This is a genomic window from Achromobacter veterisilvae (genome assembly GCF_900496975.1).
Classification (GTDB): Bacteria; Pseudomonadota; Gammaproteobacteria; order Burkholderiales; family Burkholderiaceae_B; genus Achromobacter; species Achromobacter veterisilvae.
The window spans coordinates 39181-65725 of the sequence record NZ_UFQC01000022.1 but is presented as its reverse complement, the minus strand read 5'-3'; the positions used below and the strand labels follow the sequence as shown (position 1 = coordinate 65725).

Annotated in this window: 25 protein-coding genes and 2 riboswitches; of the genes, 9 read left to right on the top strand and 16 right to left on the bottom strand. The window is 67.0% G+C overall.

Annotated elements, in window-relative coordinates:
• Positions 1-12 precede the first annotated feature (12 nt).
• The 9 genes from AVE30378_RS19995 to AVE30378_RS19955 all read right to left on the bottom strand — a co-directional run bounded on the left by AVE30378_RS19995 (position 13) and on the right by AVE30378_RS19955 (position 8189).
• Positions 13-2379, bottom strand: coding sequence for a phosphoketolase family protein (locus tag AVE30378_RS19995; protein WP_129242609.1), 2367 nt, complete (start codon positions 2377-2379; stop codon positions 13-15).
• A complete protein-coding gene (locus AVE30378_RS19990; protein WP_129242608.1) occupies positions 2376-3293 on the bottom strand; it encodes a ribose-phosphate pyrophosphokinase in 918 nt (305 codons plus the stop codon). The genes AVE30378_RS19995 and AVE30378_RS19990 overlap by 4 nt, the downstream gene beginning before the upstream one ends.
• A gap of 231 nt (positions 3294-3524) precedes the next feature.
• Positions 3525-4742 (bottom strand): MFS transporter, encoded by a 1218-nt coding sequence (locus AVE30378_RS19985; protein WP_129242607.1) that lies wholly within the window; start codon positions 4740-4742, stop codon positions 3525-3527.
• A 24-nt stretch (positions 4743-4766) separates the two neighbouring features.
• Complete coding sequence (locus AVE30378_RS19980; RefSeq protein WP_129242606.1) at positions 4767-5387, bottom strand: histidine phosphatase family protein; 621 nt, start codon at positions 5385-5387, stop codon at positions 4767-4769.
• A 67-nt stretch (positions 5388-5454) separates the two neighbouring features.
• The gene (locus AVE30378_RS19975; RefSeq protein WP_129242605.1) at positions 5455-5733 is read right to left on the bottom strand and encodes a hypothetical protein; all 279 of its coding nucleotides are present in this window, start codon (positions 5731-5733) and stop codon (positions 5455-5457) included.
• 19 nt (positions 5734-5752) lie between these two features.
• Positions 5753-6073 (bottom strand): DUF190 domain-containing protein, encoded by a 321-nt coding sequence (locus AVE30378_RS19970; protein ID WP_129242604.1) that lies wholly within the window; start codon positions 6071-6073, stop codon positions 5753-5755.
• Between the two features lie 23 nt (positions 6074-6096).
• Positions 6097-6483, bottom strand: coding sequence for a fluoride efflux transporter CrcB (gene crcB / locus AVE30378_RS19965; RefSeq protein WP_129242603.1), 387 nt, complete (start codon positions 6481-6483; stop codon positions 6097-6099).
• A gap of 10 nt (positions 6484-6493) precedes the next feature.
• Positions 6494-6856 (bottom strand): DUF190 domain-containing protein, encoded by a 363-nt coding sequence (locus AVE30378_RS19960; protein ID WP_129242602.1) that lies wholly within the window; start codon positions 6854-6856, stop codon positions 6494-6496.
• Positions 6857-6869: 13 nt separating this feature from the next.
• Complete coding sequence (locus tag AVE30378_RS19955) at positions 6870-8189, bottom strand: voltage-gated chloride channel family protein (RefSeq protein WP_129242601.1); 1320 nt, start codon at positions 8187-8189, stop codon at positions 6870-6872.
• Between the two features lie 83 nt (positions 8190-8272).
• Positions 8273-8346: riboswitch (Fluoride riboswitch) on the bottom strand.
• Between the two features lie 83 nt (positions 8347-8429).
• A riboswitch (Fluoride riboswitch) is annotated at positions 8430-8497 on the top strand.
• A 70-nt stretch (positions 8498-8567) separates the two neighbouring features.
• Here AVE30378_RS19955 and AVE30378_RS19950 point away from each other — a divergent pair.
• Entirely contained in the window at positions 8568-10190 is a 1623-nt protein-coding gene (locus AVE30378_RS19950; protein ID WP_129242600.1) for a MutS-related protein, read from the top strand.
• Positions 10187-11761: a MutS-related protein gene (locus AVE30378_RS19945; protein ID WP_129242599.1), complete on the top strand. Its 1575-nt coding sequence runs from the start codon at positions 10187-10189 to the stop codon at positions 11759-11761. Before AVE30378_RS19950 ends, AVE30378_RS19945 begins: the two co-directional genes overlap by 4 nt.
• 13 nt (positions 11762-11774) lie before the next feature.
• On the opposite strand, the gene AVE30378_RS19940 is transcribed toward AVE30378_RS19945, so the two are convergent.
• Positions 11775-12104, bottom strand: coding sequence for a DUF190 domain-containing protein (locus AVE30378_RS19940; protein WP_129242598.1), 330 nt, complete (start codon positions 12102-12104; stop codon positions 11775-11777).
• A 362-nt stretch (positions 12105-12466) separates the two neighbouring features.
• Here AVE30378_RS19940 and AVE30378_RS19935 point away from each other — a divergent pair, with 362 nt between their 5' ends.
• The 7 genes from AVE30378_RS19935 (at position 12467) to AVE30378_RS19905 (ending at position 20898) form a co-directional block, all read left to right on the top strand.
• A complete protein-coding gene (locus AVE30378_RS19935; protein WP_129242597.1) occupies positions 12467-14572 on the top strand; it encodes a TonB-dependent receptor in 2106 nt (701 codons plus the stop codon).
• Positions 14573-14670: 98 nt separating this feature from the next.
• Positions 14671-14958 (top strand): hypothetical protein, encoded by a 288-nt coding sequence (locus AVE30378_RS19930; RefSeq protein WP_129242596.1) that lies wholly within the window; start codon positions 14671-14673, stop codon positions 14956-14958.
• Positions 14945-15235 carry a hypothetical protein gene (locus AVE30378_RS19925; protein WP_129242595.1) on the top strand — a complete coding sequence of 97 codons (291 nt, stop codon included), beginning with the start codon at positions 14945-14947 and terminating at the stop codon, positions 15233-15235. Before AVE30378_RS19930 ends, AVE30378_RS19925 begins: the two co-directional genes overlap by 14 nt.
• A gap of 15 nt (positions 15236-15250) precedes the next feature.
• Positions 15251-16873 carry a PepSY-associated TM helix domain-containing protein gene (locus tag AVE30378_RS19920; RefSeq protein WP_129242594.1) on the top strand — a complete coding sequence of 541 codons (1623 nt, stop codon included), beginning with the start codon at positions 15251-15253 and terminating at the stop codon, positions 16871-16873.
• Between the two features lie 184 nt (positions 16874-17057).
• A complete protein-coding gene (locus tag AVE30378_RS19915; RefSeq protein ID WP_129242593.1) occupies positions 17058-17528 on the top strand; it encodes a type III secretion system chaperone in 471 nt (156 codons plus the stop codon).
• Between the two features lie 10 nt (positions 17529-17538).
• Entirely contained in the window at positions 17539-20286 is a 2748-nt protein-coding gene (locus AVE30378_RS19910; RefSeq protein ID WP_129242592.1) for a hypothetical protein, read from the top strand.
• 24 nt (positions 20287-20310) lie between these two features.
• Complete coding sequence (locus tag AVE30378_RS19905) at positions 20311-20898, top strand: hypothetical protein (protein ID WP_129242591.1); 588 nt, start codon at positions 20311-20313, stop codon at positions 20896-20898.
• Between the two features lie 82 nt (positions 20899-20980).
• On the opposite strand, the gene bla is transcribed toward AVE30378_RS19905, so the two are convergent.
• The 6 genes from bla to AVE30378_RS19875 form a co-directional block, all read right to left on the bottom strand.
• Entirely contained in the window at positions 20981-21877 is an 897-nt protein-coding gene (gene bla, locus AVE30378_RS19900; protein ID WP_129242590.1) for a class A beta-lactamase, read from the bottom strand.
• Positions 21878-21956: 79 nt separating this feature from the next.
• The gene (locus AVE30378_RS19895; RefSeq protein WP_129242589.1) at positions 21957-22679 is read right to left on the bottom strand and encodes an ABC transporter ATP-binding protein; all 723 of its coding nucleotides are present in this window, start codon (positions 22677-22679) and stop codon (positions 21957-21959) included.
• The gene (locus AVE30378_RS19890) at positions 22676-23410 is read right to left on the bottom strand and encodes an ABC transporter ATP-binding protein (protein ID WP_129242588.1); all 735 of its coding nucleotides are present in this window, start codon (positions 23408-23410) and stop codon (positions 22676-22678) included. The genes AVE30378_RS19895 and AVE30378_RS19890 overlap by 4 nt, the downstream gene beginning before the upstream one ends.
• Positions 23407-24354 (bottom strand): branched-chain amino acid ABC transporter permease, encoded by a 948-nt coding sequence (locus AVE30378_RS19885; protein WP_129242587.1) that lies wholly within the window; start codon positions 24352-24354, stop codon positions 23407-23409. Before AVE30378_RS19885 ends, AVE30378_RS19890 begins: the two co-directional genes overlap by 4 nt.
• Positions 24351-25214 carry a branched-chain amino acid ABC transporter permease gene (locus AVE30378_RS19880; RefSeq protein WP_129242586.1) on the bottom strand — a complete coding sequence of 288 codons (864 nt, stop codon included), beginning with the start codon at positions 25212-25214 and terminating at the stop codon, positions 24351-24353. The genes AVE30378_RS19885 and AVE30378_RS19880 overlap by 4 nt, the downstream gene beginning before the upstream one ends.
• 30 nt (positions 25215-25244) lie before the next feature.
• Positions 25245-26453, bottom strand: coding sequence for an amino acid ABC transporter substrate-binding protein (locus tag AVE30378_RS19875; RefSeq protein ID WP_129242585.1), 1209 nt, complete (start codon positions 26451-26453; stop codon positions 25245-25247).
• Between the last annotated feature and the right edge of the window lie 92 nt (positions 26454-26545).

Here is a 26545-nt window from a genome sequence, read left to right as displayed (position 1 = left end):
CCTTGTGGAGCGTCAAGATTGAGAAACGAGCAGGTCGGCGGGGTCGCCCTGGCCGTCGACGGCGCGAAGCCGGGCCGGGTCCAGCACCTCCTCGCGGCGCCAGCCCGCCACGGCGGTGGCGGCAGCGACCGCGTGCGCCCAGGTGCAGCGGTTGGCAAACAGCATGCCGGGCACGTCCAGGGTGCCGCCCCGGCTGATATAGCCCAGCGCCCGGGTACGGGCCGGGCCGTCGTCCAGCCGGCGCAGGACGCCCAGCATGGGTTCGGGGCGCGTGTGGCAAAGCAGCACGCGCGGCAGGCCCGGCGGGAAGAGCGCGTGCACGGCGTCGTCGGGCAGGACGAACGCGGATTCGAGTTCGTCGCGCGGGATGCGCAGGCGCCCGGGTTCCAGCACCGCGGTCACGCAGCATTCGTGGCCGAGGCGGGCCAGATGCGCGCGCGCCTTCAGGGCCTCTTCGAGTTGATAGGCGCCGATGGCGACGAATTGCAGCGCGCTGGCCGACGGGGCTCCCGCGATGTGCGCCGCGCCGCGTTCGACGAGCGCCTGGGCGGCGTCCGCGTCGAAGCGTTGCGCGCCGTCGCGCTTGGAAACGACCACGCAGGCCACCTGCGCGCGCTGCGCATAGACGGCGCGCAGCGCGGCCGCGGCGCTATTGCCGTCCACCGGGAAGAGCACGCGGGACGTATCGGACATCTCGCCCAGCAAGGCCTCGCCGATGGTGGGATCCTGGTGCGATTGTTCGTTCTTGGCGTTCTCCCAGGTGTGGGAGGTGACCACCAGGGGCACCGACAGCCAGCCCGGCGATTGCCCGAGTTCCTTCTGGCGGCGCGCGAAGATGATCTCCTGGCGCAACAGGCCCAGCATCTTCACCGCGAAGGCCTCATAGCTGACGATGAGATTCAGGCCGGCCTTGTTCGCAAGCGCGGCGGCGGCCACGGCCTCTTCGTTCAGGGCCGTGATGACGGAGCCGTGCAGCGCCTCGGGAACGCCGGCTTCCGGATGGTTGACGCGATGCTCGAGCAGGGCCAGCGTGCCGCCCATTTTGTTGCTGGCCAGTTCGTCCGGATTGCCGATGCGCACGCGCAGCCGGGGATTGGCCCGCACCAGTTCCACGAACCAGCGGTCCAGCGCGGCCATGGCGCTGCCCTGGCTGCCGGGGGCTTCCCAGGCGGGCGTGGGCAGCGCGGGCGCGTCCGGATGCCGGTGCGCCATGGGATGTCCGCTTTCGCGGGGCCGCCCCTGGGCGCCGTGGTTGGCGAGCGTGGCGATGGCCGCGTCCAGTTCCGGCGCGGGCACGAAGAGCCTGCGCGCGCTGCCGTTGAAGGCATCGCGGGCTTCGCGGTCGGTGCCCGGATTGCCGCCCAAAGGCAGGTTGTGCGCGGCATTGGTGCCGGCGCCGGGAAAGCCGAAGCCTTTTTCGGTCTCGGCGATGACGTAGGGCAGCCGGGCGGGATACTGGAAGTCCGCCGCCGCCAGGCTCGCGGCCAGCCTTTCTTCGGCCTCGAGGATGGCCCAGGCGATGGCCGAGGGGTCGCGGCCGTCGACGACGAGCGGGTCGAAGCCATTGTGCCGCAGGTCCTCGGCCAGCCAGTGCGCGCCGCCTTCCTGGACGATCTGGGTGCGCTGTTCGATGCGCCGGCCATTGAGAATCATGACGGGAACGGCCTGGCCGCAATCCTCGGCCCGCCACCAGCGCGTGGCCCAGTCGGACCCGCGCTGTTCTTCGAAGGCGCCGTCGCTCAGGAACGCCACCAGGCCTTCGCCGGGCAGGGGCATGTGCACGTACTGCAGGCCGGCGAAGCCCAGATAGCCGCCTTCGGAGACGGCGCCCGCCGTGTTGGGGCCCGCGTGGCTGCCCAGCGGAACGGCGGGCTGCCCCCGGGCGTCGATGGCGTAAGAGTAGAAGTCCGAGATCAGGCGTCCCAGCCCGGCCTCGCTGCGGTCGTAGCGGCCGAGCTGGGCCGCGGAGACGTCCCCGGTCAGGGCGTTGACGGCTTCGATGGCGGCCACGCAGTGGCCCTGGCCCATCAGCCAGCCGCGGGTCTTGCCCGTCAGCGCATTGGCCAGCAGGTAGGCGACGAAGGCGGGAACCATGTTCAGCGACCCGCCCGTATGGCCCTCCGGATTGGGCTTGAAGTCCTCGGCCGACAGCGGCGCGCCGGTCAGGTCGATGCGGCGGGCGTAGGTCATGTGCGCCACCACGTTCATGGCCGCGCAACTCAGGCGGTCGGCCGCCGCCAGCATGGCGTAGGCGGTGTCGGCGCTGGAAATGCGGCCGCCGGCCGCCAGGCGGTGCACCAGCGCGTCCACGCGGGTAACCGTGTCGGCACGGTGCTGGATGGGGCCGTGGCCGGATTGCCAATGCTCGCGGAGCGTCATCGCGGGGTTCCTTTGAGGTCGGAGGAGCAATCGCGCAGGCCGCGCAAGAGCGCATCGGCCAGCAGCGGCGCGAGTTCGATGCGATTGCTGGGATGGGGCACCGTGTCCGTGGACACGACGCGTTCAAAGCAGGCGGATACCTGGGCCCAGGCATCGTCGGCGAACAGGGCATGCACGACCACGCATTGCGGCGGCTTCATGCCCATGCCGGCGAGCTTTTCGGCCGCGGCCACCAGCGTGCGGCCGGAAGAGGCGATGTCGTCGACCAGCACCGGCGTGCGGTCTTGCCACCGGGCCAGGTCGGGCACGTCGATGTCGACCTGGCGGTCGCCGCGGCGGATCTTGCGCAGCACGGCATGCGGCGCCCCGATGCGCGCGGCGATGGATCCGGCCCATTGCTCGCTTTCTTCGTCCGGGCCGATGATCAGCGGCGCCGGCACATTGGCGGCTATCCAGCCGGCCAGAAGCGGCGCGGCATGCAGCGTGGCCGTGGGAATCGAGTAGAGCGCCGATAGCGCCGGATGGCGGTGCAAATGCGGATCGACGGTCAGCAGACGGTCGAAGGTCGAGGAAACCAGGCGGGCAAACGACAGCGAACTCACGCTTTCGCCCGCCTGGAAGCGCCGGTCCTGGCGCATGTAGGCAAGATACGGCGCCACCAGGTTGACTTCGGTGGCGCCGAGGTCGCGCGCCGCGTCGGCCGCGAAGACCAGGCCGAGAAAACCGGGGTCGGGCCGGGCCAGGGTGCAAACGATGTCCACGGCGCGTCCTTGCGGGTCGCCATGCTGGCGGACATAGCTTTCGCCGTCCGGGAAGCGGCGGGTCTCCACCGAACCGGGTTCGCCCTTGCACAAGGCGGCAAGCCGCGTCGCGAATCCTTCATTGCCGGGCAGCGGGAGGATCAGTCTTTGCATGAATGCCGGGTCCGTCCTGTTCGGGAGTGGGAGGCCGAAGAGGCCGCTGGCGGCCCCGCGCGGCACTGAGGGGCCGCGGCATTCCGATTATGGCGCAAGGGACCGGGCTTGGCTGGATTTCGCTCGGATCAAACCTTGAAGTAACGCAAACGTTTTGCGTTCAGGCGCGATCCACGCCTTGGGGGCGAGGGCCTCCTGTCCGGACGGCAATTGCCGCGCCTCGTCGAGCGCCTAGCCCGTACCGCCGCGGGAGCGGCCGCCGGCCGCCGTTACGAAGACGAAGAACGGAACTGCCAGGAGCTGGGTCATTACGCAGAAAGCGATAACGGCGTTCACTGACTGTTCGTAGATCAACCCGACCGCGGCGCTGCCCAGGAACCAGAAGATGCCATAGGCGCCCGTAAAAAGGCCAAAGGCCCCCGCGCGCCGGTTCGGAGGAACCATCGGGCTCAGGGCGGCGGGAATGATGGATTCATGCACGCCCATGCCCATTCCCCAGATTGCCGCCCCGGCCAGCGCCGCTTCAAAGTTGCCCAGGAAGACGAGGGGAGCGAAAAGGGAACTCAATATCGTCAACGCGATCAGGACGGCGAATCCGTAGCGGTCGAAGAGCCGGCCGAACAAAAGCGAAGAGGCGCCGCTCACGGCCATGGCGACGGCGTAGAAGACCGGAATCCAGGAGAGGGGAACGGTGCCGCTGCGAGTGAAGTGATAGGCCAGTAGCGGATAGTCCACAAACCCCGACGCGATCAGGCAGGCCCCCGCCAGGTAGGGCCAGTACCCGGGGGCATAGCGGCCGGCATGGGAGGGGAGGCCGTCGGGGTCTTCCAGTTCTTCCGGGCGGGGATACAGGCGGCGAGCCAAGCCCAGGAAGGCCAGGTTGAGCGCCGCGGGAATCGCCAGCACGGCGAACGCATGCCGGTAATCCGCCTGGTGCGCCAGTACCCCCGCCATCGCCAGCGGACCCAGCATCGCGCCCAACTGGTCGCAGGCTTCGTGGACGCCAAAGGTCCAGCCATAGCCGCCCATGTGGCGCGCCGCGCGCGAGAGCATCGCATCGCGCGGGGGACTGCGGATTGCCCTGCCGGTGCGCTCCAGGACGATGAGGACGGCGGCTTCCTGCCAACTGCCGGCCAGCGCCAGCGCCGGGACTGAAGCCATCTGGATGACGTAGCCCGCGATCGCGATCGGCCAGAACTTCCCCGAGAAGTCCGCAAACCTGCCGGAGAAGAACCGCAGGCCGTAACCGGCGCATTCTCCGAGCCCGGAAATGGCGCCGATCGCGAAAGCGCTTGCCTGCATCGAACCCAGGAACGGCCCCAGAATGCTGCGGGATCCTTCGTGCGTCATGTCCGAAAAGAAACTCAGCAGCCCGATGAGCAGCACGAAGCGCACGGCCCTGCCACGCTGCGTCGCGGCGGGCGGGCGCGTCTTCGATGAGGGAAACATAGGGCTTTCGCGCTCCGCCGCGGGCTAGGGGCCGATGTCGATCAGGTGATGGGTTTCGTTGATGCGCCACAGCGAGCATCCGTTCGCGTCGAGGTGGAGTTCGTTGACGCAGCACGGGTCCTGCCGGATGCGCCAGTACTGCGACAGCGGCAGGCCCAGCGCATGCAGCAGGATCACGCGATTGATGCTGTCGTGTCCGACCAGGACGACCTGGCCGTCGGGGTGCTCGTCGAGCATTTTCCGCAGGATGGCCGTGGAGCGCACCAGCACCATGGCGAGGGTTTCGCCCGAGGGAATCGCCGTCATGTCCGGATGCTCGAACCAGCGCTTGAATGCCTGGGGCCAACGCTTTTCCACCTCCTGGTGGGTAAGCCGTTGCCATTGCCCGTAGTCGGTGTCGATCAGATCGGGAAGCGTCTGCACGGCGCCGCCGGCCGCTTTCGCGATGGCCTGCGCCGTGTGCTGGCAACGCGACAGGGGACTGGCGTAGATCGCCGACGGCGTCCAGCTACGCGCGACCCGCGCGCCCAGGGCCGCGGCCTGCCGCTGCCCCAGATCGGACAAAGGCAGTTCGGCCCGGCCGCGGAATCGCTCCGGGGCGATCCAATCGACGTGGCCGTGGCGTGTCAGGATGATATGAGTCATGGCTCGCGTGCTCCATAGGAGAAAGGGGTTCAAAAAGCGGCTTTCGGCGCGTGTCGCAAGGCGCCCGTCAACGAGGCGCGCCGCGCGGCCGGAGTTTTATCCAGAGCAGGAGGTTGGCCAGGATGCATGCCCAGACGGCGCCCGTCAGCAGGCCCCACGCGCCGATGAGCCATTCGTTGCCTTCATACGGAAGCGCCGACAGCATTCCCCAAATGGGCATCAGCAACAGGTTGGCGGCTGTCCAACGAAGCAGGCGCTTCAGCGCCTCGACGCGGACCGCCTGGCGTTCCGGCTCGGTTTGCGCGTTGCGCGCCCGCAGCGCGAGGGGGCGTCGTGTTTTTGGCATGTTCATTGGCTGTCCCGTCTCAGTCCGCTGAGCCTGTGCGTCCGTATTCGACCGGCGTCTTCACGAAAAAGACGTCGATGCCCTCGCTGCGGATGGCGTCGAGCACCCTTGCGCAGGTGGCTTCGTCCACGGCCGCCATGACGCCGACAGGCTGGTCGGCGAGTTCGAAGAAATGCGCGGAGTGGAAGCGGCCGTCATGGCCGAAGCTCTCGCCGGCGCCGAACAGCGTGCCGCCCAGGGCGCCATGCTCCTTCGCGAGTTTGAGCAGCCATTCGGCCAGGGATTCCTTGCCGTGGCGCCGATCCTGCTGGGTGTAGAACGTCAGTTGGTATCCTTTCATGGCGCGTATTCCTGGGATGAAGGTCAGTTCGTGGATCGCATCGCGGAAATCGTGGCGATGCCAAGCAGGGTCATGGCGAGCGAGCCGCCCACGTGCGTGGCGATCGCCGCCGCCAGCCACCCGAGGCGCCCTTGCTGCAGCAAGGAGGCCAGTTCTCCGGAAAAGGTGGAAAAGGTCGTCAATCCGCCGCAGAAGCCCGTGACGATGAACAGCCGCCATTGCGGCGAGAGCCCCGGGTGGCCGCCGAAGTAGCTGATCGCCAGGCCGATGATGTAGCCGCCCAGGAGATTGGCGATCAGGGTGCCGGGAGGAATGGATGGGAGCAGCGCATTGAACGCGTTTCCCAGCCACCACCGCAGCAGGGCGCCCAGGGCCGCTCCTGTCGAAATCGCGATGAATGTGGCAACCATCGGGTTCCTCTCAGCCGGCCTGGCGGTTGGGAATCAGCGGGATCTCGCACTTGAGCAGCACCGCGCGGACTTTATGCAGTTCGGCCGCGTGGTCGTGGAGAAACTTGCGCAGGGCGGACTCGCTGTCGATCAGCTCGACGCATTGCGGGTGTCTCATGCTGGTGACTTCGGGGTGATGGTGGGTGAGCTTTTCTCCCTTCAGGTATCCCGATTGGATGGGGTGGAGCACGGCTTGCTGGATGCCGGAGCGCCGGGCGGCGTTGATCAGGTGATGGGCCAGCGCGGGCGCGCTCAGGCGATGCCAGAAGCGTGTCGCCGAGGCGCGGGCCGAAATCGGAAAGTACAGGCGCAATGCGGTCGTGTCGGTGGTCATTCTGTGTGGGGTCCTAGGCTTGTTTCCCGGGGTTGGCGGCCATCGATTCCTGGCGTAGCTGCTTGCGATAGGCGCCCAGTTCCGATATCCGCATGCCTTCCGGCACGACGCGATGCTTGGAGTGGCCGACGCGCTGAGCGTGATAGATCCCGCTATGGCCGGAGAACAGATAGGCCGCGATGCAGGCGATGGCGGCGAACGGCGCGATCTCCGGGCCGAACAGTTCGATCGCCATGACGATGGTGGCGATGGGCGTGTTGGCGGCACCCGCGAAGACGGCGACGAATCCCAGGCCCGCGAGCATCGAGAACGGCAGGTGCAATAGCGGGGCCAGCGCATTGCCGAACGTCGCGCCGATGTAGAAGAGCGGGGTCACTTCGCCGCCCTTGAACCCGGTTCCGAGCGATGCCACCGTGAACAACAGCTTGCCCGCGAAATCCCACGGCGCGACCGGCTGCTGGAAGGCCTGCACGATCGAGGGAATGCCCAGGCCGATGTAGCGGTAGCCATCCAGGGCCCAGACGGCCGTGGCGATGACGGCGCCGCCGATGAACGGCCGCAGCGGCGCATACGGGACGCGCCGCTTCATGAATGCGCCGACGGCATGCGCGCTGTTGGCGAAGACCATGCCGATCAAGCCGAAAAGAATGCCGGCGGCGACCACGCTCAGCACGCTTACCAGGCCCAGCGGCGCGACTTCCAGCACCGCGTAGTGGGTGTGGTGTATGCCCAGAAGGACGCCGATCCGGTCCGCGGCGATGGCGGCGACGACGCAGGGAAAGAGGGCGTCGTAGCGCATGCGGCCGATGGCCAGGACCTCCAGCCCGAAGAGGGCGCCGGCTAGCGGCGTGCCGAATACCGAGGAGAAGCCGGCGGCGATCCCCGCCATGAGAACGATCCGGCGGTCTTCCGGACGCATTCTCAGGATATGGGTCAACTGGTCGGCCAGCGCGCCGCCCATTTGCACCGCGGTTCCTTCGCGCCCGACGGAGGCGCCGAACAGGTGCGAGATCACCGTGCCGCCCAGGACCATGGGAACCATGCGCAGCGGTATGACTTTCTTCGGGTCGTGGATTTCGTCGATGATCAGGTTATTGCCCGCTTCGACCGGCCGGCCCATGCGCAGGTAGCACCAGCCGACGATAAAACCGGCGATGGGCAGCAGCCAGATCAGGGCGGGGTTCGCTTCGCGGGTGGACGTGGCCCAATCGAGCGCATGCAGGAACAGCGCGGACGCGGCGCCGGCCAGGCATGCGACGATGAAGGAAAGGACCAGCCATTTGCCGATGTAGGGCAGGAGGTCCAGTTGTTCTAGGCGTGTGTTGCGCGGCATGGAGTTCAGGGTCTGAGGGAAAAATCCCCTGATCCGCGCAGCCATAGGACGCAAAAAATGCCTACAGCCCCGGCGGGAACCAGGGATCTGTAGGCATCATCAGCCGCGGTGAGAAGATTGCGGCGGTTAGCGGAGGAATGCCATCTCCGACGAACGCGCAAATCTTAGCAGCCGGGATCGGAGGGCGCAAGCAGGCGCGCGCGGCGCATTGGGGTAGCCACGGGGCGATTTGGCCGATACACTGGACGCGGAGATGGCATTCCTCCGCTAACCGCCCGGCGCTCCGGGCTGATGATGCCTACGTGAATCTCGGCAGTCGAGGCGCGTAGGCTTTTTTGCGTCCTTTACCGCCGCCAATCGACCTTGCGGAGGGAAGGGATGGCGAGCCCAACCACCATTTCCGGTTTTAACGGCAAAGATCCGAAGGATGCCGTGCCGGCCGGCCCGTTGCCGGGGACCGTCCCGGAACTGAGCGTGTTGTTCACCGAGACGCCGCCAAGCATGGCGTTGACGGAAGCGGCACCGCCTCAACCCGATTATTTTGTCGACCTCAATCTCGACCAGGCGGTCGAGGCGATCCTGGCGGGCCGCGCCGAATACGGACTCGTCGGCCTGTTCCGCGAGCCGCTGGCGTCGCTCGATGCCGTCGCCTACCGCCACGAGGTGTTTCGCGATCTGGCGGACCACAAGGTCCAGGCGGCGGTGAGACTGTTCGCCGATGGCATGCGCGCCATGCGCAAGCAGCTCGGCCAGGCGAGGGCGCTGCATTACGCGTTGCAGCAGAAGCGCTGGCACCTGGAAGCGATGCAGACCTACTGCGCGGCGGTATCGGCACTGTCCCGGTCCTTGCTGGTTTCCGCCGTCCAGTCGCGCGCGCTGGGCGCATTCGGCAAGTTCCTCAATGGCTATGTGGAGTCTCCGGCCTTCGGCGCGATGGACGCCGGCGTAACCGCGCTGCTGGCGGAACTCGATTCGATCGGCTACAGCGTGATCGTGGACGGCGGGACGCTGCGCGTGCTCCGCTACGCGCAGGAGGACGACTACAGCCGGGTCATCGAGGCAACCTTCGAGAAGTTCCGCCAGGGCGAGGCGCGGGACCATCGCGTCGAGTTCCGCGAGTCCGCCGACATGAACCACATCGAAGCCAAGGTGCTGGAATTCGTTGCGCTGCTGAACCCCGGCCCTTTCCAGCGCATGGACGAGCTCTACGCGGCCCATCAGCGCTATCTGGACGCGACCGTCGCGACGTTCGACCGGGAGATCCAGTTCTACCTGGCCTACCTGGAGCACGTCGAGCAGTTCGCCCGGATCGACCGCCATTTCTGCTTTCCGGAGGTGAGCGATGCCGACAAGCGCATCCACGCGCGCGAGAGTTTCGACATCGCGCTGGGCCAGAAGCTGATGGCGGCGGGGCGGCGGGTGGTCTGCAACGATTTCGAACTGGAAGCCGGCCAGAGGATGATCGTCGTCTCCGGCCCCAACCAGGGCGGCAAGACGACATTCGCCAGGATGTTCGGCCAGTTGTTCCACCTGGCGGCATTGGGGTGCCCGGTTCCGGGGACCGGCGCGCGGCTGCTCTTGAGCGACCGGATCTTCACGCATTTCGAACGCCAGGAAGACATCGACAACCTGCGCGGCAAGCTCAAGGACGACCTGGTCAGGATCCACCAGATCCTGAGGAAGGCCAGTTCGCGCAGCGTGCTGGTCATGAACGAGATATTCACGTCCACCTCGCTGGCGGACGCGCTTTTCCTCAGCGAAAAGATCATGAAGGAAGCCGACCGCCTGGATGTGGTCGGCGTGTGGGTCACGTTCATCGACGAACTTGCGTCGTACAGCGGCAAGGTCGTGAGCATGGTCAGTTCCGTGGATCCGCTGCGGGCCGGCACGCGCACCTTCAAGGTCGTCAGGGCGCCCGCCAGCGGGCGTTCGTACGCCATGTCCTTGGCGGAAAAGTACGGCCTTACCGCCGACAGGATCAGGGAGCGGCTGCAATCATGAAAGTCTTTCTTATGTACCCGGATCGGGATTTCGACATGAACGCGGCGCCGCCGCTCAATGGCCGCGATTTGATGGATGACCTCGAACTGCACACCTTGGTGCAGGCCATGGCGGGCGATGACGAATTCCTGACGACCGTCGCGCGCGCGGCGCTCCTGGGCGCCGTGCGGTCCAACAAGGAGACGATCGAGCACCGGCAGGCAGTGCTGCGCGACGCGCTGGCCCATGCCGACGTCGTCAAGCAGTTGTACCAGCTTTCCATCGATGCCCTCGAATCGAAGAAGAAGAGCTACTGGGGCATCGGGCTGCATTACCCCCTGGCCATCCTGCACGGCTCGATGGAGGTGATAGAACTCCTCATCCCCATGCTGCGCCAATTGCGCGACACGGCACAGCGGGTGGAATCCGGATTCTCGTCCGAAGGGTGGAAACGGCTGTTCGCGATGCTGCGCGACGAACTGGACGAAGGCTATATCGAGGAGGTCCAGGGCCACCTGAAGACGCTGAAGTTCCGCGGCGGCATCCTGATGAGCGCGCATCTGGGCCAGGGCAACCGCGGCGCCGGCTATGTGCTGCGCACGCCCTTGCGGGACGAGCGCAATTGGTTGGCGCGCCTGTTCGGAAAGAAGCCCGAGATGTACCAGTACACGCTGCCTCCGCGCGACGAGAACGGCGCGAGGGCCTTGTCGGAACTGGCCGACAGGGGCTTGAACCTGGTGGCCAACGCGCTGGCGCAATCGGCGGAGCACATCGCCAGCTTCTTCACCTTGCTGCGCGCCGAGTTGGCGTTCTACGTGTGCTGCATCGATCTGCGCGACAGGCTGTCTTCGCTGGGCGGGCCGGTCTGCTTTCCCAAGGCCGCCGGATCGGGGGCGCGCGAGCACCGCTTCAATGAACTGTACGACGTGTGCCTGGCGCTGAAGATGCGGAAGAAAGTGGTGTCCAACACGCTGGATGCCGGGGAAAGCCGCCTGATGGTCGTGACCGGCGCCAACCAGGGAGGCAAGTCGTCGTTCCTGCGCAGCATCGGCCTCGCCCAGTTGATGATGCAGTGCGGCATGTTCGTGGGCGCGGAGTCCTTCTCCGCCAATCTGTGCGAGGGACTGTACACGCACTACAAGCGGGAAGAAGACACCACGATGGAGAGCGGAAAGCTCGACGAGGAATTGAAAAGAATGCGCGCCATCGTCGACGAAATCTCGCCGGACGCGATGGTGCTGTTCAACGAATCGTTCGCCTCGACGAACGAGCGGGAAGGCTCGGAGGTCGCGCGCATGATTGCCGACGCGCTGCTGGAGGGCGGCGTGAAGATTGCGTTCGTGACGCACCAGTACGCCCTTGCGCATCATCTCTATGCGCGCCGGGACCCGCGCGACCTGTTTCTGCGCGCCCAGCGGCTGTCCGACGGCACGCGCACTTTCAAGATGATGCCGGGAGAACCGGAGCAGACGAGCTATGGCGCCGACCTCTACGCCGAAATATTCGGTCCGCGGGAAAAGGAGCCAACGGCGGCCGCCGTGGCGGACGCCGCGCAAGCAGATGCCCGGGCCTCGGCCAACGGATCGGCTTGACAGCGGACCGCGCCTAGTTGGAGGCGGGATCGCCTATCGTCCCGAATTCCACGTGGCTTTTCGCATAGAAGAGGTGCAGGTCCGGCTCGTTGCGCAGGCGCTCCATCAGCGCATCGCATTCCTCCGCCGAGACGACCATGGTCACTTCCACGGGCTGGTCGGCCAGATCGAAAAAATGCGCGGAATGGAGGCGGTGATGGCTACCCAGGCCCTCCTGGGCGCTGATCAGCGTGGCGCCGCGGATCTGCATCGATTTCGCCAGGGTCAGCAGCCATTGGCACAGTTGCTGATGGCCGTGCCGGCGCTCCTGCTGGGTGAAGAAGGTGAGCTGATATCCGTCCATGGAAGACTCCCGCAGAGTATGGCGTTCAGTCGGGACTGGCGGTCAGGGGGAGGAATGCCATCTCCCGCAAAAGCAGTGTACGCCCCGGAAACAGGCCATGCAGTGGAGTCTGGCCGCCCTGCGCCGTCCGTTCGCGCTTAGGCCATTTGTGCATATCGTCTCCCAAAATCCGGCTATTTCTGACAATTTCCTGAATTAGTGCCGCATTGACACGGTTTGGGTACTGGCCCCAGAATCATGTAATAGACATAAAAATCATTATCATTTACATATACTTTTGGGGTGGGATCTTGGCAAAGAAAAGAGGATTTTCACTGGATTCACGCGCCTGGCGGCTTGCGCCGGGTCTTGTGCTGCCGCTGATGCTGCCCGTGTCCGGCGCATGGGCCCAGAATGCGGAATCGACGACGACGCTGCAGCCCGTGACGGTCACCGCGGGTTCGATAGCGGATGGCGAGCTTCCGCAGCCCTATGCCGGCGGACAGGTCTCGCAGGGCGCGCGGCTGGGCCTGATGGGCAACCAGGACGTCATGGATACGCCGTTCAACGTCACAAGCTATACCTCCGAGCTGATCCAGAACCAGCAGGCCCGGACGCTGGCCGACGTCATGGCCAACGATCCGTCGGTCAGGTTCACGACGTCGAGCGGGCACGCGTACGAGAATTTCCGTATCCGCGGTTTCGACGTCAACCAGAACGATGTGGCGATCAACGGCATGTACGGCCTGGCGCCCATGGGCCACGTCCCGGTGGAGTTCGTCGAGCGGGTCGAGATCCTCAAGGGGCCGAACGCCTTGTTCAGCGGCATGGCCCCCAGCGGCGCGGTGGGCGGCACGGTGAACCTGGTGCCCAAGCGCGCGGGCGACACGCCCAATGCGACATTCGGCGTGAATTGGCAGGCCGACGGACAACTGGGCACGACGATCGACGCCGGCCGGCGCTTCGGCGCCGGCAACCAGTGGGGGGCCCGGATCAATGGCGCTTTCAGCGACGGCGCCACGACGCTGGACGGCCAATCCAAGAAGCGCGAGTTCCTGTCCGCCGGCCTGGATTATCGCGGCAGCGCCCTGACGGCATCGCTGGACGCCTACCACAGCCAGGAATCGTTCAAGGGCGGGACCCCCGCCATGTTCTGGTTCGGCGGGTCCGTCGTTCCCGAAGCGCCCGATCCCCGCATCAATCAGTTCAGCACCGGATATGGCAGCATCCAGAGCAATGCCGTGGTCGGGCGCGTCGAATACCGCTTCAACGACAACGTGTCGGCGTTCGCGGGACTGGGCAGGCGCGACAGCCACCAGTCCGGGCTCATCAACGGCACCCACGCGCGGCAGATCGACGCCGACGGCAATTTCACGGGATCGATCGTCGGCCAGCGCGCCTATTCCGACAGCACGACGGCCGAGGGAGGCTTGCGCACCCGCTTCAAGACGGGCAGCGTCGGGCACGAACTCGTTCTGCAAGCCTCCATCCTGGACACGGAAGACGGCTCGGCCACGGGCCCGGCGTCGATGTTCCGGTCCAATATCTACGACCCGATTGCGCCCGTCATGCCGTCGGTGCCGGGCGATGCGCCCAAGACGAGCGAGAGCACGCTTTCCAGCCTGGCGCTGGTCGACACCATGTCCTTCTTCGATGACGCGCTGCGCCTGACCGCGGGACTGCGCAACCAGCGCGTGAAGACCAAGAACTTCGACAAGACGGGCAATGTGACTTCCCGCTACGACGAGGACGCCGTGACGCCGGCGGTGGCCGTGGTCGTCAAACCGTGGGGGCCGGACGTCTCGCTGTACGCGAACTACGTGCAGGGCCTGAGCAAGGGCGACAGCGTTACGGACACCATGGCGGCCAACTTCGGGCAGGTCTTCGCGCCGTACAAGACCGAACAGAAGGAACTGGGCGTGAAATGGAACGCCGGCACCTTTGCCAATACCCTGGCCCTGTTCGAAGTCACCAAACCCACTCTCGTCACCGAGGGCGCGCCAGCCAGCCCGACGTACGCGGACGGCGGCGAAAAGCGCATCCGCGGCGTCGAGTGGAACACGTTCGGCGAATTGACCCGCGAAGTCCGCGTGCTCGGCGGGGTGACTTATACGCAAGGCAAGCAGACCAAGACGTCCTTCGGCCGGTACGACGGCAACACGGCCGTCGGTGCGCCTCGCTGGCAGGCGAATCTCGGCCTGGAATGGGACACCCCATGGGTTCCCGGCCTGACGCTGAGCGGCCGGGTGCAGACGACTTCGAAGCAATACGCCGACGCGGCCAACAACCTGGAGATTCCGGGCTGGGGGCAATTGGATCTGGGCGCCCGCTACGCCACGAAGGTCGGCGGGCGTGACGTCGTGCTGCGCCTGAACGTCAATAACGTGTTCGACCGGCACTACTATGCCGGCATCTTCAGCGATACGACGCCGATCGCGACGCTGGGCCCCGCCCGCACCGTTACCGCATCCGTCAACGTGAGCTTCTGATCCGCTGCGGACGCGGGCCGGCCCTTCCCGGAATCTCCACGATTCCGGGAAGGGCCGGCCCGCTGGACTTCGGCTTCTATTTTTCCCGCCAGGTGACCATGCAATTCCTGCACGCACTCAGTCTGACAGTCACATTCCTGGGCTGTTTCTGCATCTATCGCGCGTCGCCGAACCAGCGGTGGGCTAGCGCTCCCTGGCCGGCAGGGCCCGCCCGCGCCGCCGGCATCGTCTTGCTGGCGTTCGGCGGCTGGGGCTGCTTGCGCGCGTACTCGGCCGTCGCCGCCGTGTTCGTGTTCTGTACCGCCCTGATGCTGTTCTTCTGCCTCATTCCGTACCTCGGCGCGCTTGTCGGGCTGCGCAGGAGCGATACGCATGAAGCGCGATAAGCCCGCTCCCATCCGGCGCGATTGGATATCCAAGAGCCTGGCCGGCGCGGTGCTGGGTTTCGCGCTTGCGCTGGGAGCCAGCGCGCTGCTCGCGGCGCTGACGGCGGAGATACCGTTGGCTACGCGCTCGCAGTTGGCCATGTGGCTCGTGCCGCCCGTCTGGCTGGGCGTTCTCGGCGGCGTCTACTTCTTCACCAGCGGGCTGCGCGCCTGGGGATGGCTGGGCGGGGCGTGCCTGGCGCTCTATGGCGGCCTGTTCCTTGCCGGCGCGCTCTGAGCGGAGGCCGCGATCATGAGAGCCGACTACATACGCATTTATAAATCCGTCCATACCTGGACGGGCATCCTGGCCGGCATGGCGCTGTTCATCGCTTTCTATGCCGGCGCCTTGACGGTGTTCAAGGAACCGCTGGCCCGCTGGGCATCGCCGCGCACAGAGGCCGCGCACGTGCCGCTGGAAGCGGCGCCGGATCTTATCGCCCGAGTGCTGGCGGCGCGGCCGGACGTGGCCAAGGGATTCAACATCCATCTGCAGGACGCGGAAAACGTGCCGGCGCGGATGGGCTGGGAAGTCCGGGATCCCGCGGCCGACGATCACGACGAATCGTCGGTGCGCCACTATGCCGCCTACCTGGACGCGGACGGCGAGGTCCGGATGGGGCAGTCGGCTCCCAGCGGGCTGACGTCATTCATAGACGTGCTTCATCGCGTCGTGGGCCTGCCGGTCGACAACGATCCCAACCGCTGGATCATGGGCGTCATCGCGGCGCTGTACGCGCTTGCGCTGGTGTCCGGCGTCATCGTGCTGCTGCCTTCGCTGGTGAAGGACTTCTTCGCCTTGCGGACCGGCAAGAACCTGAAGCGCATGTGGCTGGACGCGCACAACGTCGTGGGCATCGTGTCCTTGCCGTTCCACATCGTCATGGCGCTGAGTTCGGTCGTGTTCGCGTACCACGACGGCATCTATGGCCTGCAGGACAGGCTGATGTATGGCGGCAAGCTGGAGTCGGTCTTCCAGCGGCCCGGCGGCGCCGCGCCGGGCGCGGCCGCCCGGGATCCGGCCGCCATGCTGGCGCCGCTGGAACTCGTGGCGCGGACGCGGGAACTGGCGCCCGGTTTCGAGCCGAGCACGCTGCAGTACCAGCAGGTCACCGGTCCGCGCGCCGTGGTGCGCGTATGGGGCAAGGACTCCGGCGCGGTGTCGCCGAGGGCGCGGGGCGGCTTCGTGGCGGTCGATCCGTATACGGGAAAAATCCTCAACCGCGACTACCTGCCCGGCGGGCAGGATACGCCGAATCTCTGGATCAGCAGCTTCTTCGCCCTGCACATGGCGTCTTTTGGCGGCGCGGCGGTGCAGTGGCTTTATTTCCTGCTCGGACTGGCGGGCGCGTGGCTGTTCTACAGCGGCAACCTGCTGTGGATCGAGACGCGCCGCAAGCGCGCCGACCGCAAGACGGGAGAGGTGCCGGCGCAGCGTCTGGACACCCGGCTGATGGCCTCGGCGACCGTCGGCGTGTGCCTAGGCTGCGTCTGCGGGATTTCGTTGATGATGATCGCGTCCAAATGGCTGAACGGGCGTGTCGGAGACCTGGATGCCTGGCTGCACGGGCTTTACTACCTGGCCTTCTTCGCATGCGTGGCCTGGGCGTTCCTGCGTGGCGGCGCCAAGGCGGGCGTGCATCTGCTGTGGCTGGCGGCCGCCCTGACGCTGGCGATTCCAGCCACTTCGCTGGTGGGCGGCCTGTTTCCCGGGACGGGCCTGTGGGCGCACACTTCGGCCGCGGCGCTGGCGGTCGACGCGACGGCGTTGGCGGCCGCCCTGGGCTTCGCCTGGATGGCGAAGGCGGCGTCCCGGCGGATCGGCCAGGGCGCCTTGGACAGCGTGTGGGCGCCAGCCCCCCGCGGCACCTTCTGAGCGTGGCGGCGCCTGGCCGGGCGGCCGCCGATTACCCCTGGATTCCCCGGGTTTCCCCGTAGATGGGAGGAGCCGGCGGTCGTGCGCCGGTCCGGGAACTTCCCGCCTGCCCCTGTTACTCAGGGTGCATCCAAACACGCGTTCGCTTCGATAAACGCAATCTTCAAGCGGGAGGAACCCCCTGATGTCCAAGCAAAACCTGCAAACGCTTCTGCAACGCATCGGCCAGATGGCCGGCATCCCCGATTTGGCGCTGGACGACGGCGGCTACTGCCAGCTTCGCCTGGACGGCAAATTGGACATTTCCATCGAATTCCTCGAAGACGGCGAGCAGGCGGTCTTCACCGCGCGCTGCGGCGCATTCGGCGACCACAACCGCGCCGGCGTGCTGCAGCAGATCGCGGACGCCAATTTCTATTGGGTCGGTTCGGGCGGCGGCACCCTGTCGACCAACTCGCGGGAAGGCATGGTGTATCTGCAGTTCCGCGAGCCGACCACGCAGATGGACCAGGCCCGGCTGGAGAAGCTGTTGCAGGCGCTGGTCATGAACGCCGAGCGCTGGGCCGCCCGCCTGGCCGATCCCGCGCCGGCATCCTCGCCCGCGCCGGCGTCCGACACCCCGGCCGCTGGCGGCATGCTCGCCAACTGGGCCTGAGGAGCGCACCATGCCCGGCATCCAACTCGGCACTTTCGTCCATCAGGCCCAGACCGGCACCGACACGCGTTTCTCGCTCGGCGACCAAGGCGATCTGCAAGCTTCCGGCAAGCGCAACATCGGCAACATTTTCACCCGCGCCTGGGATTGCATAACGCGCAGCGACGCGCAGGTCGCGGCCAACAAGGCGGCCACCAGCAGCTTCGTCAGCGCCCTGCGCGAACAGTACGGCGACGAGATCGCCAACGTCATGTCGCGCGACCTGCACGCGCAACTGTCCAAGGGGCGGCCGCTGACCGGCTACCGCATCGAGCAGGTGGTGGCCAAGGCCGAGCGGATGAGCAACAACATCCAGGCGCAGAACCGCCAACTGCTCGACAACTGTCTGCCCGAGCTGACCGACTGGGTGGTGCGCGAGACGGGCGGCGATGCCCATCCCGGCGTGTTGAGCCGCGCGGAAACCGTGCAGGTGCTGCGCGAGGCGATCGAAGGATCCGACGCCTTCCAGCAGCATTCGTTCCTGAACGCGTTGCATCACGTGATGGACATGTTCGGCGAGGACGGCGAGGGCCAGGCCACGCAGGAGTTCCTCGGTCATTTCAAGGACACCGCCAGGCAGGCGCTGGAGCACGAGGTTTCGGCGCGCGTGATGCCGCGCAGCACCGAACTGCGCGACGCCAGCGGCGACAGCACGGTCGACCACTGTTTCGACAACCTGCCCGACGCCGAGCGAGGCAAGCTCAAGGAGATCGAAGCGTACTTCGGCGGCATCATCAAAGAGTCGCTGCGCATGGGCGGGGATATGTCGCCCTCGAAAGTCGGCAGCTACGTCGGCATGCACGAATATCTGGAAAGCAGCGTCGAACATCTGCAAGGGCTCGACACGAGCGCCATGGACGACACCGAGAAAGCCTATGTCGCCGCCATGCGCGACGACGCCGTCCACATGCAGGCGCTGATCAAGGACCGCCTGGGCCTGCAAGGCTTCACGCCCGATCAGATGCGCGCCCTGACCGACGTCAACCGCGAATCCGGCATGCTCGAAGAGGCCCTCGGCGAGAACAAGCTGCAGCGGATCGGGCAGGAATGGCAGGACCTGGAACGGCAGCTCGGCGATTCACTGGAAATCCTGCGCGGAGTCCAGCCCGGCAACGAGGGGGCCGGGATGGCGCTGCAGTCCATCATCGGCCGCGGCGAACGCGCCCACTCGTTGGCGAGCGACCTTCCCGGCGCAATGCTGAAGGGCCTGAGCGGCGGCGACCTGGTGGCCTCGGACCACGACGCGCAGGACATCCTGGCCAGGCTGGGCGAAGACGGCTTCGACGGTCCGGACATCGCGTGGATGCATGCCCAGGGCATGAACGTGGGCGATACCGTCATGCGCTTCTCGCCGGAACAGATCCGGCTGCTCAAGACCCAGGGCCTGGGCATCGAACTGGGCCTGCAATACCTGGACAAGGGCGTGCCCATCCACGAGCGCACGCTGGTGGACGATTACCGCGATGAGTTGATCGTCGGCGAACCGCGGCCCCTGGGCGGCGGCCAGGTCAGCAAGCCTTACGACGTGACCTACGGACGCGACCGCATGGTCTACAAAGAGCCGCAGATCAACCCCGAAACCGGCGAGGAAAGCGGCTACGGCCCCTCGTCCAGGGTATTGGGCATCGATCCCAAGCAGCCGCAGATGACGGTGCGCAACGTCGCCACCCGGGTCGTCGACGAACTGCTGGGCTTCAACCTCGTGCCCGACACCCGGATCGGCGTCCTCGACGGCAAGCTGGGGCTGGTCATGGGCTACGCCGAGGGGATCGCGCCCCGCTACACCGTCGACGTGGACGATACGGCGCGGCAGTGGGGGCAGATCAACGCGGTCCTGGGCTACGAAAATCCCGATGTGCTGCAGTCCGTCAAGGACGGCGACCCGGAAACCATCAGTCTCCTCAAGGACCTGCTGTCGGTCAACGAGAGCCGCTACGAACTGGGCAATTTCGACGTCAGCGACAGCGAACAGGGCCAGCGCATCCTGCAGCTCGCCAAGGGCTCGCCGCAGGAGCAGGAAGAGGCCCAGGCGTTGCTTAGAGGCCTGCCCGGCAGGGTCGAGGACGGCCGCGTCATCCAGGAACTGCGCATTACCGCGATGCTGCAGCGGGGGGACCGCGACCTGAACTTCGACGACCCGGTCGTGCGGCGCGGCCTGGTGAAGCTGCAACTGCTGGACGCGCTCACCGCGCAGGGCGACCGGCACCAGGCCAACTACATCGTTACGCAGGATGCGCAAGGCCACTACACCGGCGTCGTCGCCATCGACAACGACCAGGCCTTCGGCACCAGGATCGGCAACCCCAACGATCTGCTGCGCAGGGTTTCCGGGGGTGTGGTCACAGGGCCGGACGGCGTGAAGCGCACCGGGCTGCAAGGCCTGAACGGCGTGATGCTGCCTGGCGTGGTCGACCGCGACATGAAGGCCGCCTTCGACGCCCTCACCCCGGAGGGGTTGCGCGCCGAGCTGGCGGGCCTGTTGCCGGACCCGGAGATCGAGGTGGCTGTCCAGCGGCTCAACGTCATCAAGAGCCACCTGGAACAGCTCGAGCGCAACGGCATGGTCATCGACGCCGACGAATGGGGCAGCGACCTGGTCACGGCCACGCTGCAGGATACAAACAGCAGCTACGTGGCGCGCGACCGCCAATACATCAATCAGTTGCGCGAGGAAGAAGACCTGGAACGGGAGATCCCGGAACGCCAGGCTTCGCTTTGACCTGCCAGACGCCAAGGACACATCATGGACACTTCCAACACGCCATTCGGCGCCGCCGCCCTCGACGCGGCCCGATCGCTCTACCAAGGCGAGGGCCTGGCCCTGCCGCCCGTGCCGGCCGCGCTGGCGCCGCATCTGCGCCAGGTCGGCGCGACCGCCTACGCGAGCCGCGATCTCGACTGGACGCTATACGACTTCGACCATTTCCTGGATGAACTGCAGTCCGGCAAGGCGGTCGAGCCCTACGTGGCTTTCGGCCTGTCCGGCCACGGCCTGGCCTTGCAGGCGGCGCATTACTACGCCGTCACCGACCGTTGCGCCGTGCTATTCCAGATGCGCTGGGGCACGCCGATGAACCGGCCCGAGCAGGACCGCCAGCGCCACGATGCCGCCCTGTCGTTCGCGCAGAAACTGCAGGCCGCCGCCGACGCGCGGGCAACGTCCGGCAAGTCGCCCTCGGGCCAGCGCATCGTGGCGGCCGAAAGCAGTTTCCACGGCTCGCGCTGGGCCTGGCTGCCGGCGGACGCGGCGCCGGCGAGCCAGCCGGCCTGGCACGCCAGCCGAGGCGGCGCGATCGTGGATGCCCTGGTCGCGCTGAAGCAACTCGGCTGAACCGGCCGCGCGCCGTAATAGTTGTGGTCATCGCTGATGGGCGAGTAGTACTTCTTGTCCATCAGTCCTGCCCGCGGCGGCGCTACCCCAGCGCCGCGGCCTGCCTGCCCACTTCGGCGATGATCCGGTCGCGCTCGGCCATGGGAATGGCGGTGGTTTCCAGATAGGCGGATACGACGATGGGGGCGCCGCCGGGCGGCTGCGCGAAACCCGCGTCGTTGGCGCCCACTTGCGAGTCGGTGCCGGTTTTCTCCCCGACCTTCCAGTCCGCCGGAAAGCCCGCGCGCAGGCGCTTGCCGCCCGTGGTGCTAGCCAATAGCCAGGATTGCAGCAGCCGCCGCGATCCGGGCTGGAGGGCCGGGCCGAACAGCAGGATGCCGAGCGTGCGGCTCATGGCGTGCGGGCTGGTGGTGTCCAGCGGCTCGCCCGCGTGGGGGCGGTTCAATTCGGGTTCGTAGCGGTCGTGCCGCGTGACGGTGTCGCCCAGCCCGCGGATAAAGCGGGTCAGGGCCCGCGGCCCGCCATAGCTGCGGTGCATGAGGTTGGCCGCGGTGTTGTCGCTGGTGGTGATGGTGGCCTCGCAGAGTCCGGCCAGCGTCATGCCTTGCGGACCGACGTGCAGCCGCGTGACGGGTGCGTATTCCAGGAGATCCGCCTCGGCGATCGGGATGCGCCGGTCCAGTTGGTCCTCGCCGCGGTCCGCGCGCGCCAGGATGTAGGCCGCCGCCAGCGTCTTGAACGAGCTGAGCATCAAAAAGCGTTCGTCGCCGCGATAGTCCGCGGCCTGCCCGCTGGCCGTGTCCAGCAGGGAGACGCCCAGCCGGCCCTTGCTGGCGGCTTCCAGCTTGGCGAGGGCCTGGTTCAGCGAGGCCAGGCGGCCGGGCGTCCATCGATGTTTCTGATCCGTCCGGGCGAGCGCCACGGCGGGAATCGCTCCGGCCAGCAGGGCGGCGGCGGTGAAGGTTCTTCTTGCGATCAAGGCGGTCTCCGGTGCAGGGCGACTTGCATGTTAATGCCCCGGCTCGGGCGCATGGGGCCATGTTGGCTCGCCTTCGCCCTCACACCCCCAGATACGCCTGGCGCACCTTCGGATCGCTCAACAGCGTCGCGGCGGGGCCGGCGAGCACGACGCGGCCGGTCTCCATGACGTAGCCGCGGTCGGCGCCCGACAGCGCCAGGTGGATGTCCTGTTCGACCAGCAGGACCGTCACGCCTTCGCGCCGGATGTCGGCCAGCACGCCCATGAGCTGTTCGACCACGACCGGCGCGAGGCCCAGGCTCATCTCGTCGATCATCATGAGCACGGGGGCGGCCATCAGCGCGCGCGCCATGGCGCACATCTGCTGTTCGCCGCCGGACATGCTGCCGGCAAGCTGCCTGCGCCGTTCCGACAGCCGCGGAAAGAAGCCGTAGACTTTGTCCAGGTCGCGCGCGATGCCGGCCTTGGCGCTGCGCCGATAGGCGCCCATCAGCAGATTGTCCTGCACCGTCATGCGGTCGAAGAGCTGGCGGCCCTCCGGCACTTGCACCATGCCGCAGGCGAAAGCCTGGTCGGGCGCGGCCCGGGATAGCTGCCGGCCGTCCATGACGATGCTGCCGGTGCTGGGCAGCACGCGCGACAGGGCCCTCAGCAGCGTGGTCTTGCCCGCGCCGTTGCTGCCGACCAGCGCCACGATCTCGGCGCGCCGCACTTCGAGCGATACGTCGTGCAGCACGGGCAGTTCGCCGTAGCCGGCGCTCAGGCCTTCGACCTTCAATAGCGGGGCGGCGGGCTCGTTCATGCGCGCTGCTTCCCCAGGTAGGCCTGCACCACCTCCGCGTCGGCCAGCACGTCGGCGGGCGCGCCGTCGGCGATCTTTTCCCCGTGATGCAATACCAGCAGCCGGTCCGACAGGCTCTTGATGGCCTTGATGACGTGTTCGATGACCAGCACGCTGATGCCGGTGGCGCGCACCTCGCGGATCACGTCGATGACTTCGTCGATCTCGACCAGGTTCAGCCCGGCCATGACCTCGTCGCACAGCAGCACCCGGGGCTGCATGGCCAGCGCCTTGGCCAGTTCCAGCCGCTTGCGTCCCGGGCCGCCCAGTTCTTCCGCGCGCTGGCCGGCCGCGCGGCCCAGGCCGACGAAATCCAGGCAGGCGCGCGCCTGTTCGCGGGCCTTCGCCAGGTCGGGCTGGCCGCCGCCGCGGCCGAACAGCGCGCCGACCGCGACGTTGTCCAGGACCGACAGGCCGGGAAAGGGCCGCATGATCTGGAAGGTCCGGCCGATGCCCAGGCGGGCCCGGCGGTAGGCGGGAAGGCCGTCTATCTGTCTGCCCTGGTAGAGGATTTCGCCCTGCGTGGGCGCGAGCGTGCCGCTGATCAGGCTGACCAGCGTGGTCTTGCCGGCGCCATTGGGTCCGATCAGGCCCAGGATCTCGCCTTCGGCGAGCGTGAAGCTGACCTGGTTCACGGCCACCAGTCCGGCGAAGCGCCGCGTGACGTTGCGGATTTCCAGGATGGCGCTCATAGCTTGTGGGCCCGGATGTTCTCGACGAAGTAGCGCCATCCCGATTTCCGGTAGCGGCGCAGCAGGTCGGTCAGTCCGCGCGGCATCAGCACCACCGCCGCGACGATGACGGCGCCGAAGAATAGGCCCGCGGCGCTGGTGATCTCGCTGGACAGCAGCTCGGAAATGGCCGACAGGGAAAACGCGCCCACGACGGGGCCGAGCACGGTGCCCGCGCCGCCGAATACGGCCATGATGATCATCTTGACGTTCAGGCCGATATCGAAGGCGCTTTCGGGGTCCAGGAACGTGATCCAGTAGGCGTGGATGCCGCCGGCCAGCGCGCTGAACACGCCCGACAGCGCGAACGCCGCCACTTTGTAGAGCGTGGTGTTCACGCCCATGACGGCCGCGCCTTCCTCGTTCTCGCGGATGGCGATCAGGCCGAAACCGAATTTGCTGCGCGTCAGCCACGCCACGGTCAGCGTCGCCAGCACCAGCAGGCCCAGCGACAATTCGTAGAACAGCGGATCGTTGTTGAGCGGCGGCAGGACCAGGCCGATGTTCTGGCCGGCCAGTTCGATGTTGGAAACGATGGCCGTCATGACCTGCGCCAGCGCGAGGGTGGCGATGGCGAAGTAATGGCCGCGCAGCCGCAGCACCGGCATGCCCAGCAGCAGGGCGAAGGCGACGGCCAGCGCGACGCCGAGCGCCAGCCCCGCGGCGAAGGGCAGTTCCCACTGCACCATGGCGATGGCCACGCCATAGCTGCCCAGGCCATAGAAGACCGAATTGCCGAAGGACGCGTAGCCGGTGTATCCGCCGATGATGTTCCAGCCCTGGGCCAGCACGGCCAGCAGCAGGGTGTTGATGCCGAACTGCACCAGCACGTCCGAGCCGTACCAGGGCACGCCGGCCAGCGCGGCCACCGCCGCCAGCGCGAGGATGGCGCGCCAGGACTTCATGCCGCTCTGCCCAGGAGGCCGCTGGGGCGCAGGAACAGCACCAGCACCAGGATGCCGAAGCTGGCGACGTCGGCGAACGTCGGCCCCACGTACAGCGTGGTGAGCGATTCGACGATGCCCAGGAACAGCCCGCCCACCATGACGCCCAGCGGGTTGTCCAGTCCGCCGATGATGGAAATGGCGAAGCACTTCGCGGTCAGCGTGGCGCCGATATAGGGGTTGATCTGCGAGACCGTTCCATACAGGCCGCCGGCCGCGCCCGCCAGCGCCAGGCCCAGTCCGAACGTGACGGCATAGAGATGGCGCGGCTCCACCCCGTAGAGCCGCGCCGCCACCAGGTTCTGCGCGGTGGCGCGGATGGCGCGGCCCAGCCGGCTGTGCAGCAGGAACAGCCACATGCCCAGCGTCAGCGCCAGCGCCACGCCGAAGGCGGCCAGCCGCGCCACGGGCAGCGTCACGGGCCCGGCGGCGTAGCTGTCGCCCGCGTACGGAGGATTGATCGTGCGGAAGTCCGCCGAGAAGGCCAGTTGCGCCAGGTAGGTCAGCACGACCTCCAGGCCGAAGGTGATGAGCAGCGTATTGAACATGGGCGCCCGCACCACCAGGTTCAGCAGCCCGCGCTGCAGGACGTAGCCCAGCGCGAACAGGGCGGCGGCCGTCAACGGCAGGCCCAGGAAAGGGTCCACCCCCAGGTCCGTGTACAGATACCAGGAGGCGTAGGCGCCCAGCATGATGAACGCGCCGTGCGCCAGGTTGACGATGTTCAGCACGCCCCACACCAGCGCCAGGCCCTGCGCCATCACGGCATACAGCCCGCCGAGCAGGATGCCGTTGACGAGGATTTGCGCGAGCAGGTCCATCGCATGCCCCGGGGTCGGCCTGGGCCGGCGCTAGCGCGCGTTCCAGGCCGGCATCGGGTACTTGGGCTGCGCGATGAAGCCCTTGGCGCCATAGATCTCGGCCAGCTCGTCGCCCTGCACCTGGATCACCACTTGCGGTAGATCGATCTGCCCCTGGGCATTGAAGGCGACGGGGCCGTACAGGCTGTCGAAGCGGGTCTTGGCCAAGGCGTCGCGCACTTTCTGCGGGTCCAGGCTGTTGGCGCTTTCCATGGCCTGCGCCAGGGCTTCGACGTCGGCCACGCCCGAGGCCGCGTGGTAGTCCGGGTCATAGCCGTACTTTGTCTTGTAGGCCTGGGCGAACTGTTCGGCGTCGCCGAACCAGCGGTCTTTCAGCACCGCGGACGGCAGCCATGCGGTCATGCCGAAGGCGTAGTCCGCGTCCGGCCCGAGCGCCTTGCGGAAATCCTCCGACGGCACGCCGACCGTGAACGAATACATCTTGGGCGCGACGGCGAGACTCTTGGCCTGGCGCACGAAATTCAGGATCTCCGTTTCATGACCGGCCACCAGCACCGCGTCCACCTGCTTGCTCTTGATCTGCGACAGGAGCGAGTTGAAGTCGGTGGCGTTGGTGCTGTAGCGCTCGTCCATCGCGACCCGCAGCCCGGCCGATTTCAGCAGCGGGCGGGTGCCCTGGGCGACCGACACGTCGAACGAATCGTCCGCGTACAGCAGCGCCACGCTGGCCGGCGCGGGCTTGAGCGCCTTGAGCATCTCGACCGTGCTGCCGAAGTAATTGCTGGCGGGCGCCAGGGTGCCGAATATGTACTTGAACTTGCGCGAGAAGATCTGGTCCGACGCGCCGCCGCCCTGGACCATGGGCACCTTGTACTTTTCCGAGACGGCGGAATCGGCCAGCGCGAAGTTGCTGGCGAAGGGCCCCAGCAGCAGGTTGACCTTGTCCTGGGTGACGAGCTGCGTGTACTGGCGAACGCTCAGGTTCACGTCCGACTGGTTGTCGTAGATCTTGAGCGCCAGCTTGTGGGCCACCCCGCCGATCTTCACGCCGCCGGCGGCGTTTATCCGGTCGACCGCGATCTGGTAGGCGTCGCGGTAGTAGCGTCCGGTGTTGGCGACGGGGCCGGTCAACTGGATGGAGGCGCCCAGCACGACGTCGGGCGGTTCGGCGGCTGCCGCCGCGCCTGCGGAAAGGATCAGGGCCAGGGCGGGCAGCGCATGCAATAGTCTCCGAGACATGATGATGTCTCCTTAATGGACCTTATGGACTCCATTCTCGGACTCGCTTGGTTACGTTAACCTGAACCTCGGCTGCCGCCGCTTCGCCCGGG

Excerpts from the sequence above, each read along its gene's own strand:
- AVE30378_RS19995 (WP_129242609.1), bottom strand. The coding sequence starts at position 2,379 with ATGACGCTCCGCGAGCATTGGCAATCCGGCCACGGCCCCATCCAGCAC.
- AVE30378_RS19990 (WP_129242608.1), bottom strand. The coding sequence starts at position 3,293 with ATGCAAAGACTGATCCTCCCGCTGCCCGGCAATGAAGGATTCGCGACG.
- AVE30378_RS19985 (WP_129242607.1), bottom strand. The coding sequence starts at position 4,742 with ATGTTTCCCTCATCGAAGACGCGCCCGCCCGCCGCGACGCAGCGTGGC.
- AVE30378_RS19980 (WP_129242606.1), bottom strand. The coding sequence starts at position 5,387 with ATGACTCATATCATCCTGACACGCCACGGCCACGTCGATTGGATCGCC.
- AVE30378_RS19975 (WP_129242605.1), bottom strand. The coding sequence starts at position 5,733 with ATGCCAAAAACACGACGCCCCCTCGCGCTGCGGGCGCGCAACGCGCAA.
- AVE30378_RS19970 (WP_129242604.1), bottom strand. The coding sequence starts at position 6,073 with ATGAAAGGATACCAACTGACGTTCTACACCCAGCAGGATCGGCGCCAC.
- crcB (WP_129242603.1), bottom strand. The coding sequence starts at position 6,483 with ATGGTTGCCACATTCATCGCGATTTCGACAGGAGCGGCCCTGGGCGCC.
- AVE30378_RS19960 (WP_129242602.1), bottom strand. The coding sequence starts at position 6,856 with ATGACCACCGACACGACCGCATTGCGCCTGTACTTTCCGATTTCGGCC.
- AVE30378_RS19955 (WP_129242601.1), bottom strand. The coding sequence starts at position 8,189 with ATGCCGCGCAACACACGCCTAGAACAACTGGACCTCCTGCCCTACATC.
- AVE30378_RS19950 (WP_129242600.1), top strand. The coding sequence starts at position 8,568 with ATGGCGAGCCCAACCACCATTTCCGGTTTTAACGGCAAAGATCCGAAG.
- AVE30378_RS19945 (WP_129242599.1), top strand. The coding sequence starts at position 10,187 with ATGAAAGTCTTTCTTATGTACCCGGATCGGGATTTCGACATGAACGCG.
- AVE30378_RS19940 (WP_129242598.1), bottom strand. The coding sequence starts at position 12,104 with ATGGACGGATATCAGCTCACCTTCTTCACCCAGCAGGAGCGCCGGCAC.
- AVE30378_RS19935 (WP_129242597.1), top strand. The coding sequence starts at position 12,467 with ATGCTGCCCGTGTCCGGCGCATGGGCCCAGAATGCGGAATCGACGACG.
- AVE30378_RS19930 (WP_129242596.1), top strand. The coding sequence starts at position 14,671 with ATGCAATTCCTGCACGCACTCAGTCTGACAGTCACATTCCTGGGCTGT.
- AVE30378_RS19925 (WP_129242595.1), top strand. The coding sequence starts at position 14,945 with ATGAAGCGCGATAAGCCCGCTCCCATCCGGCGCGATTGGATATCCAAG.
- AVE30378_RS19920 (WP_129242594.1), top strand. The coding sequence starts at position 15,251 with ATGAGAGCCGACTACATACGCATTTATAAATCCGTCCATACCTGGACG.
- AVE30378_RS19915 (WP_129242593.1), top strand. The coding sequence starts at position 17,058 with ATGTCCAAGCAAAACCTGCAAACGCTTCTGCAACGCATCGGCCAGATG.
- AVE30378_RS19910 (WP_129242592.1), top strand. The coding sequence starts at position 17,539 with ATGCCCGGCATCCAACTCGGCACTTTCGTCCATCAGGCCCAGACCGGC.
- AVE30378_RS19905 (WP_129242591.1), top strand. The coding sequence starts at position 20,311 with ATGGACACTTCCAACACGCCATTCGGCGCCGCCGCCCTCGACGCGGCC.
- AVE30378_RS19895 (WP_129242589.1), bottom strand. The coding sequence starts at position 22,679 with ATGAACGAGCCCGCCGCCCCGCTATTGAAGGTCGAAGGCCTGAGCGCC.
- AVE30378_RS19890 (WP_129242588.1), bottom strand. The coding sequence starts at position 23,410 with ATGAGCGCCATCCTGGAAATCCGCAACGTCACGCGGCGCTTCGCCGGA.
- AVE30378_RS19885 (WP_129242587.1), bottom strand. The coding sequence starts at position 24,354 with ATGAAGTCCTGGCGCGCCATCCTCGCGCTGGCGGCGGTGGCCGCGCTG.
- AVE30378_RS19880 (WP_129242586.1), bottom strand. The coding sequence starts at position 25,214 with ATGGACCTGCTCGCGCAAATCCTCGTCAACGGCATCCTGCTCGGCGGG.
- AVE30378_RS19875 (WP_129242585.1), bottom strand. The coding sequence starts at position 26,453 with ATGTCTCGGAGACTATTGCATGCGCTGCCCGCCCTGGCCCTGATCCTT.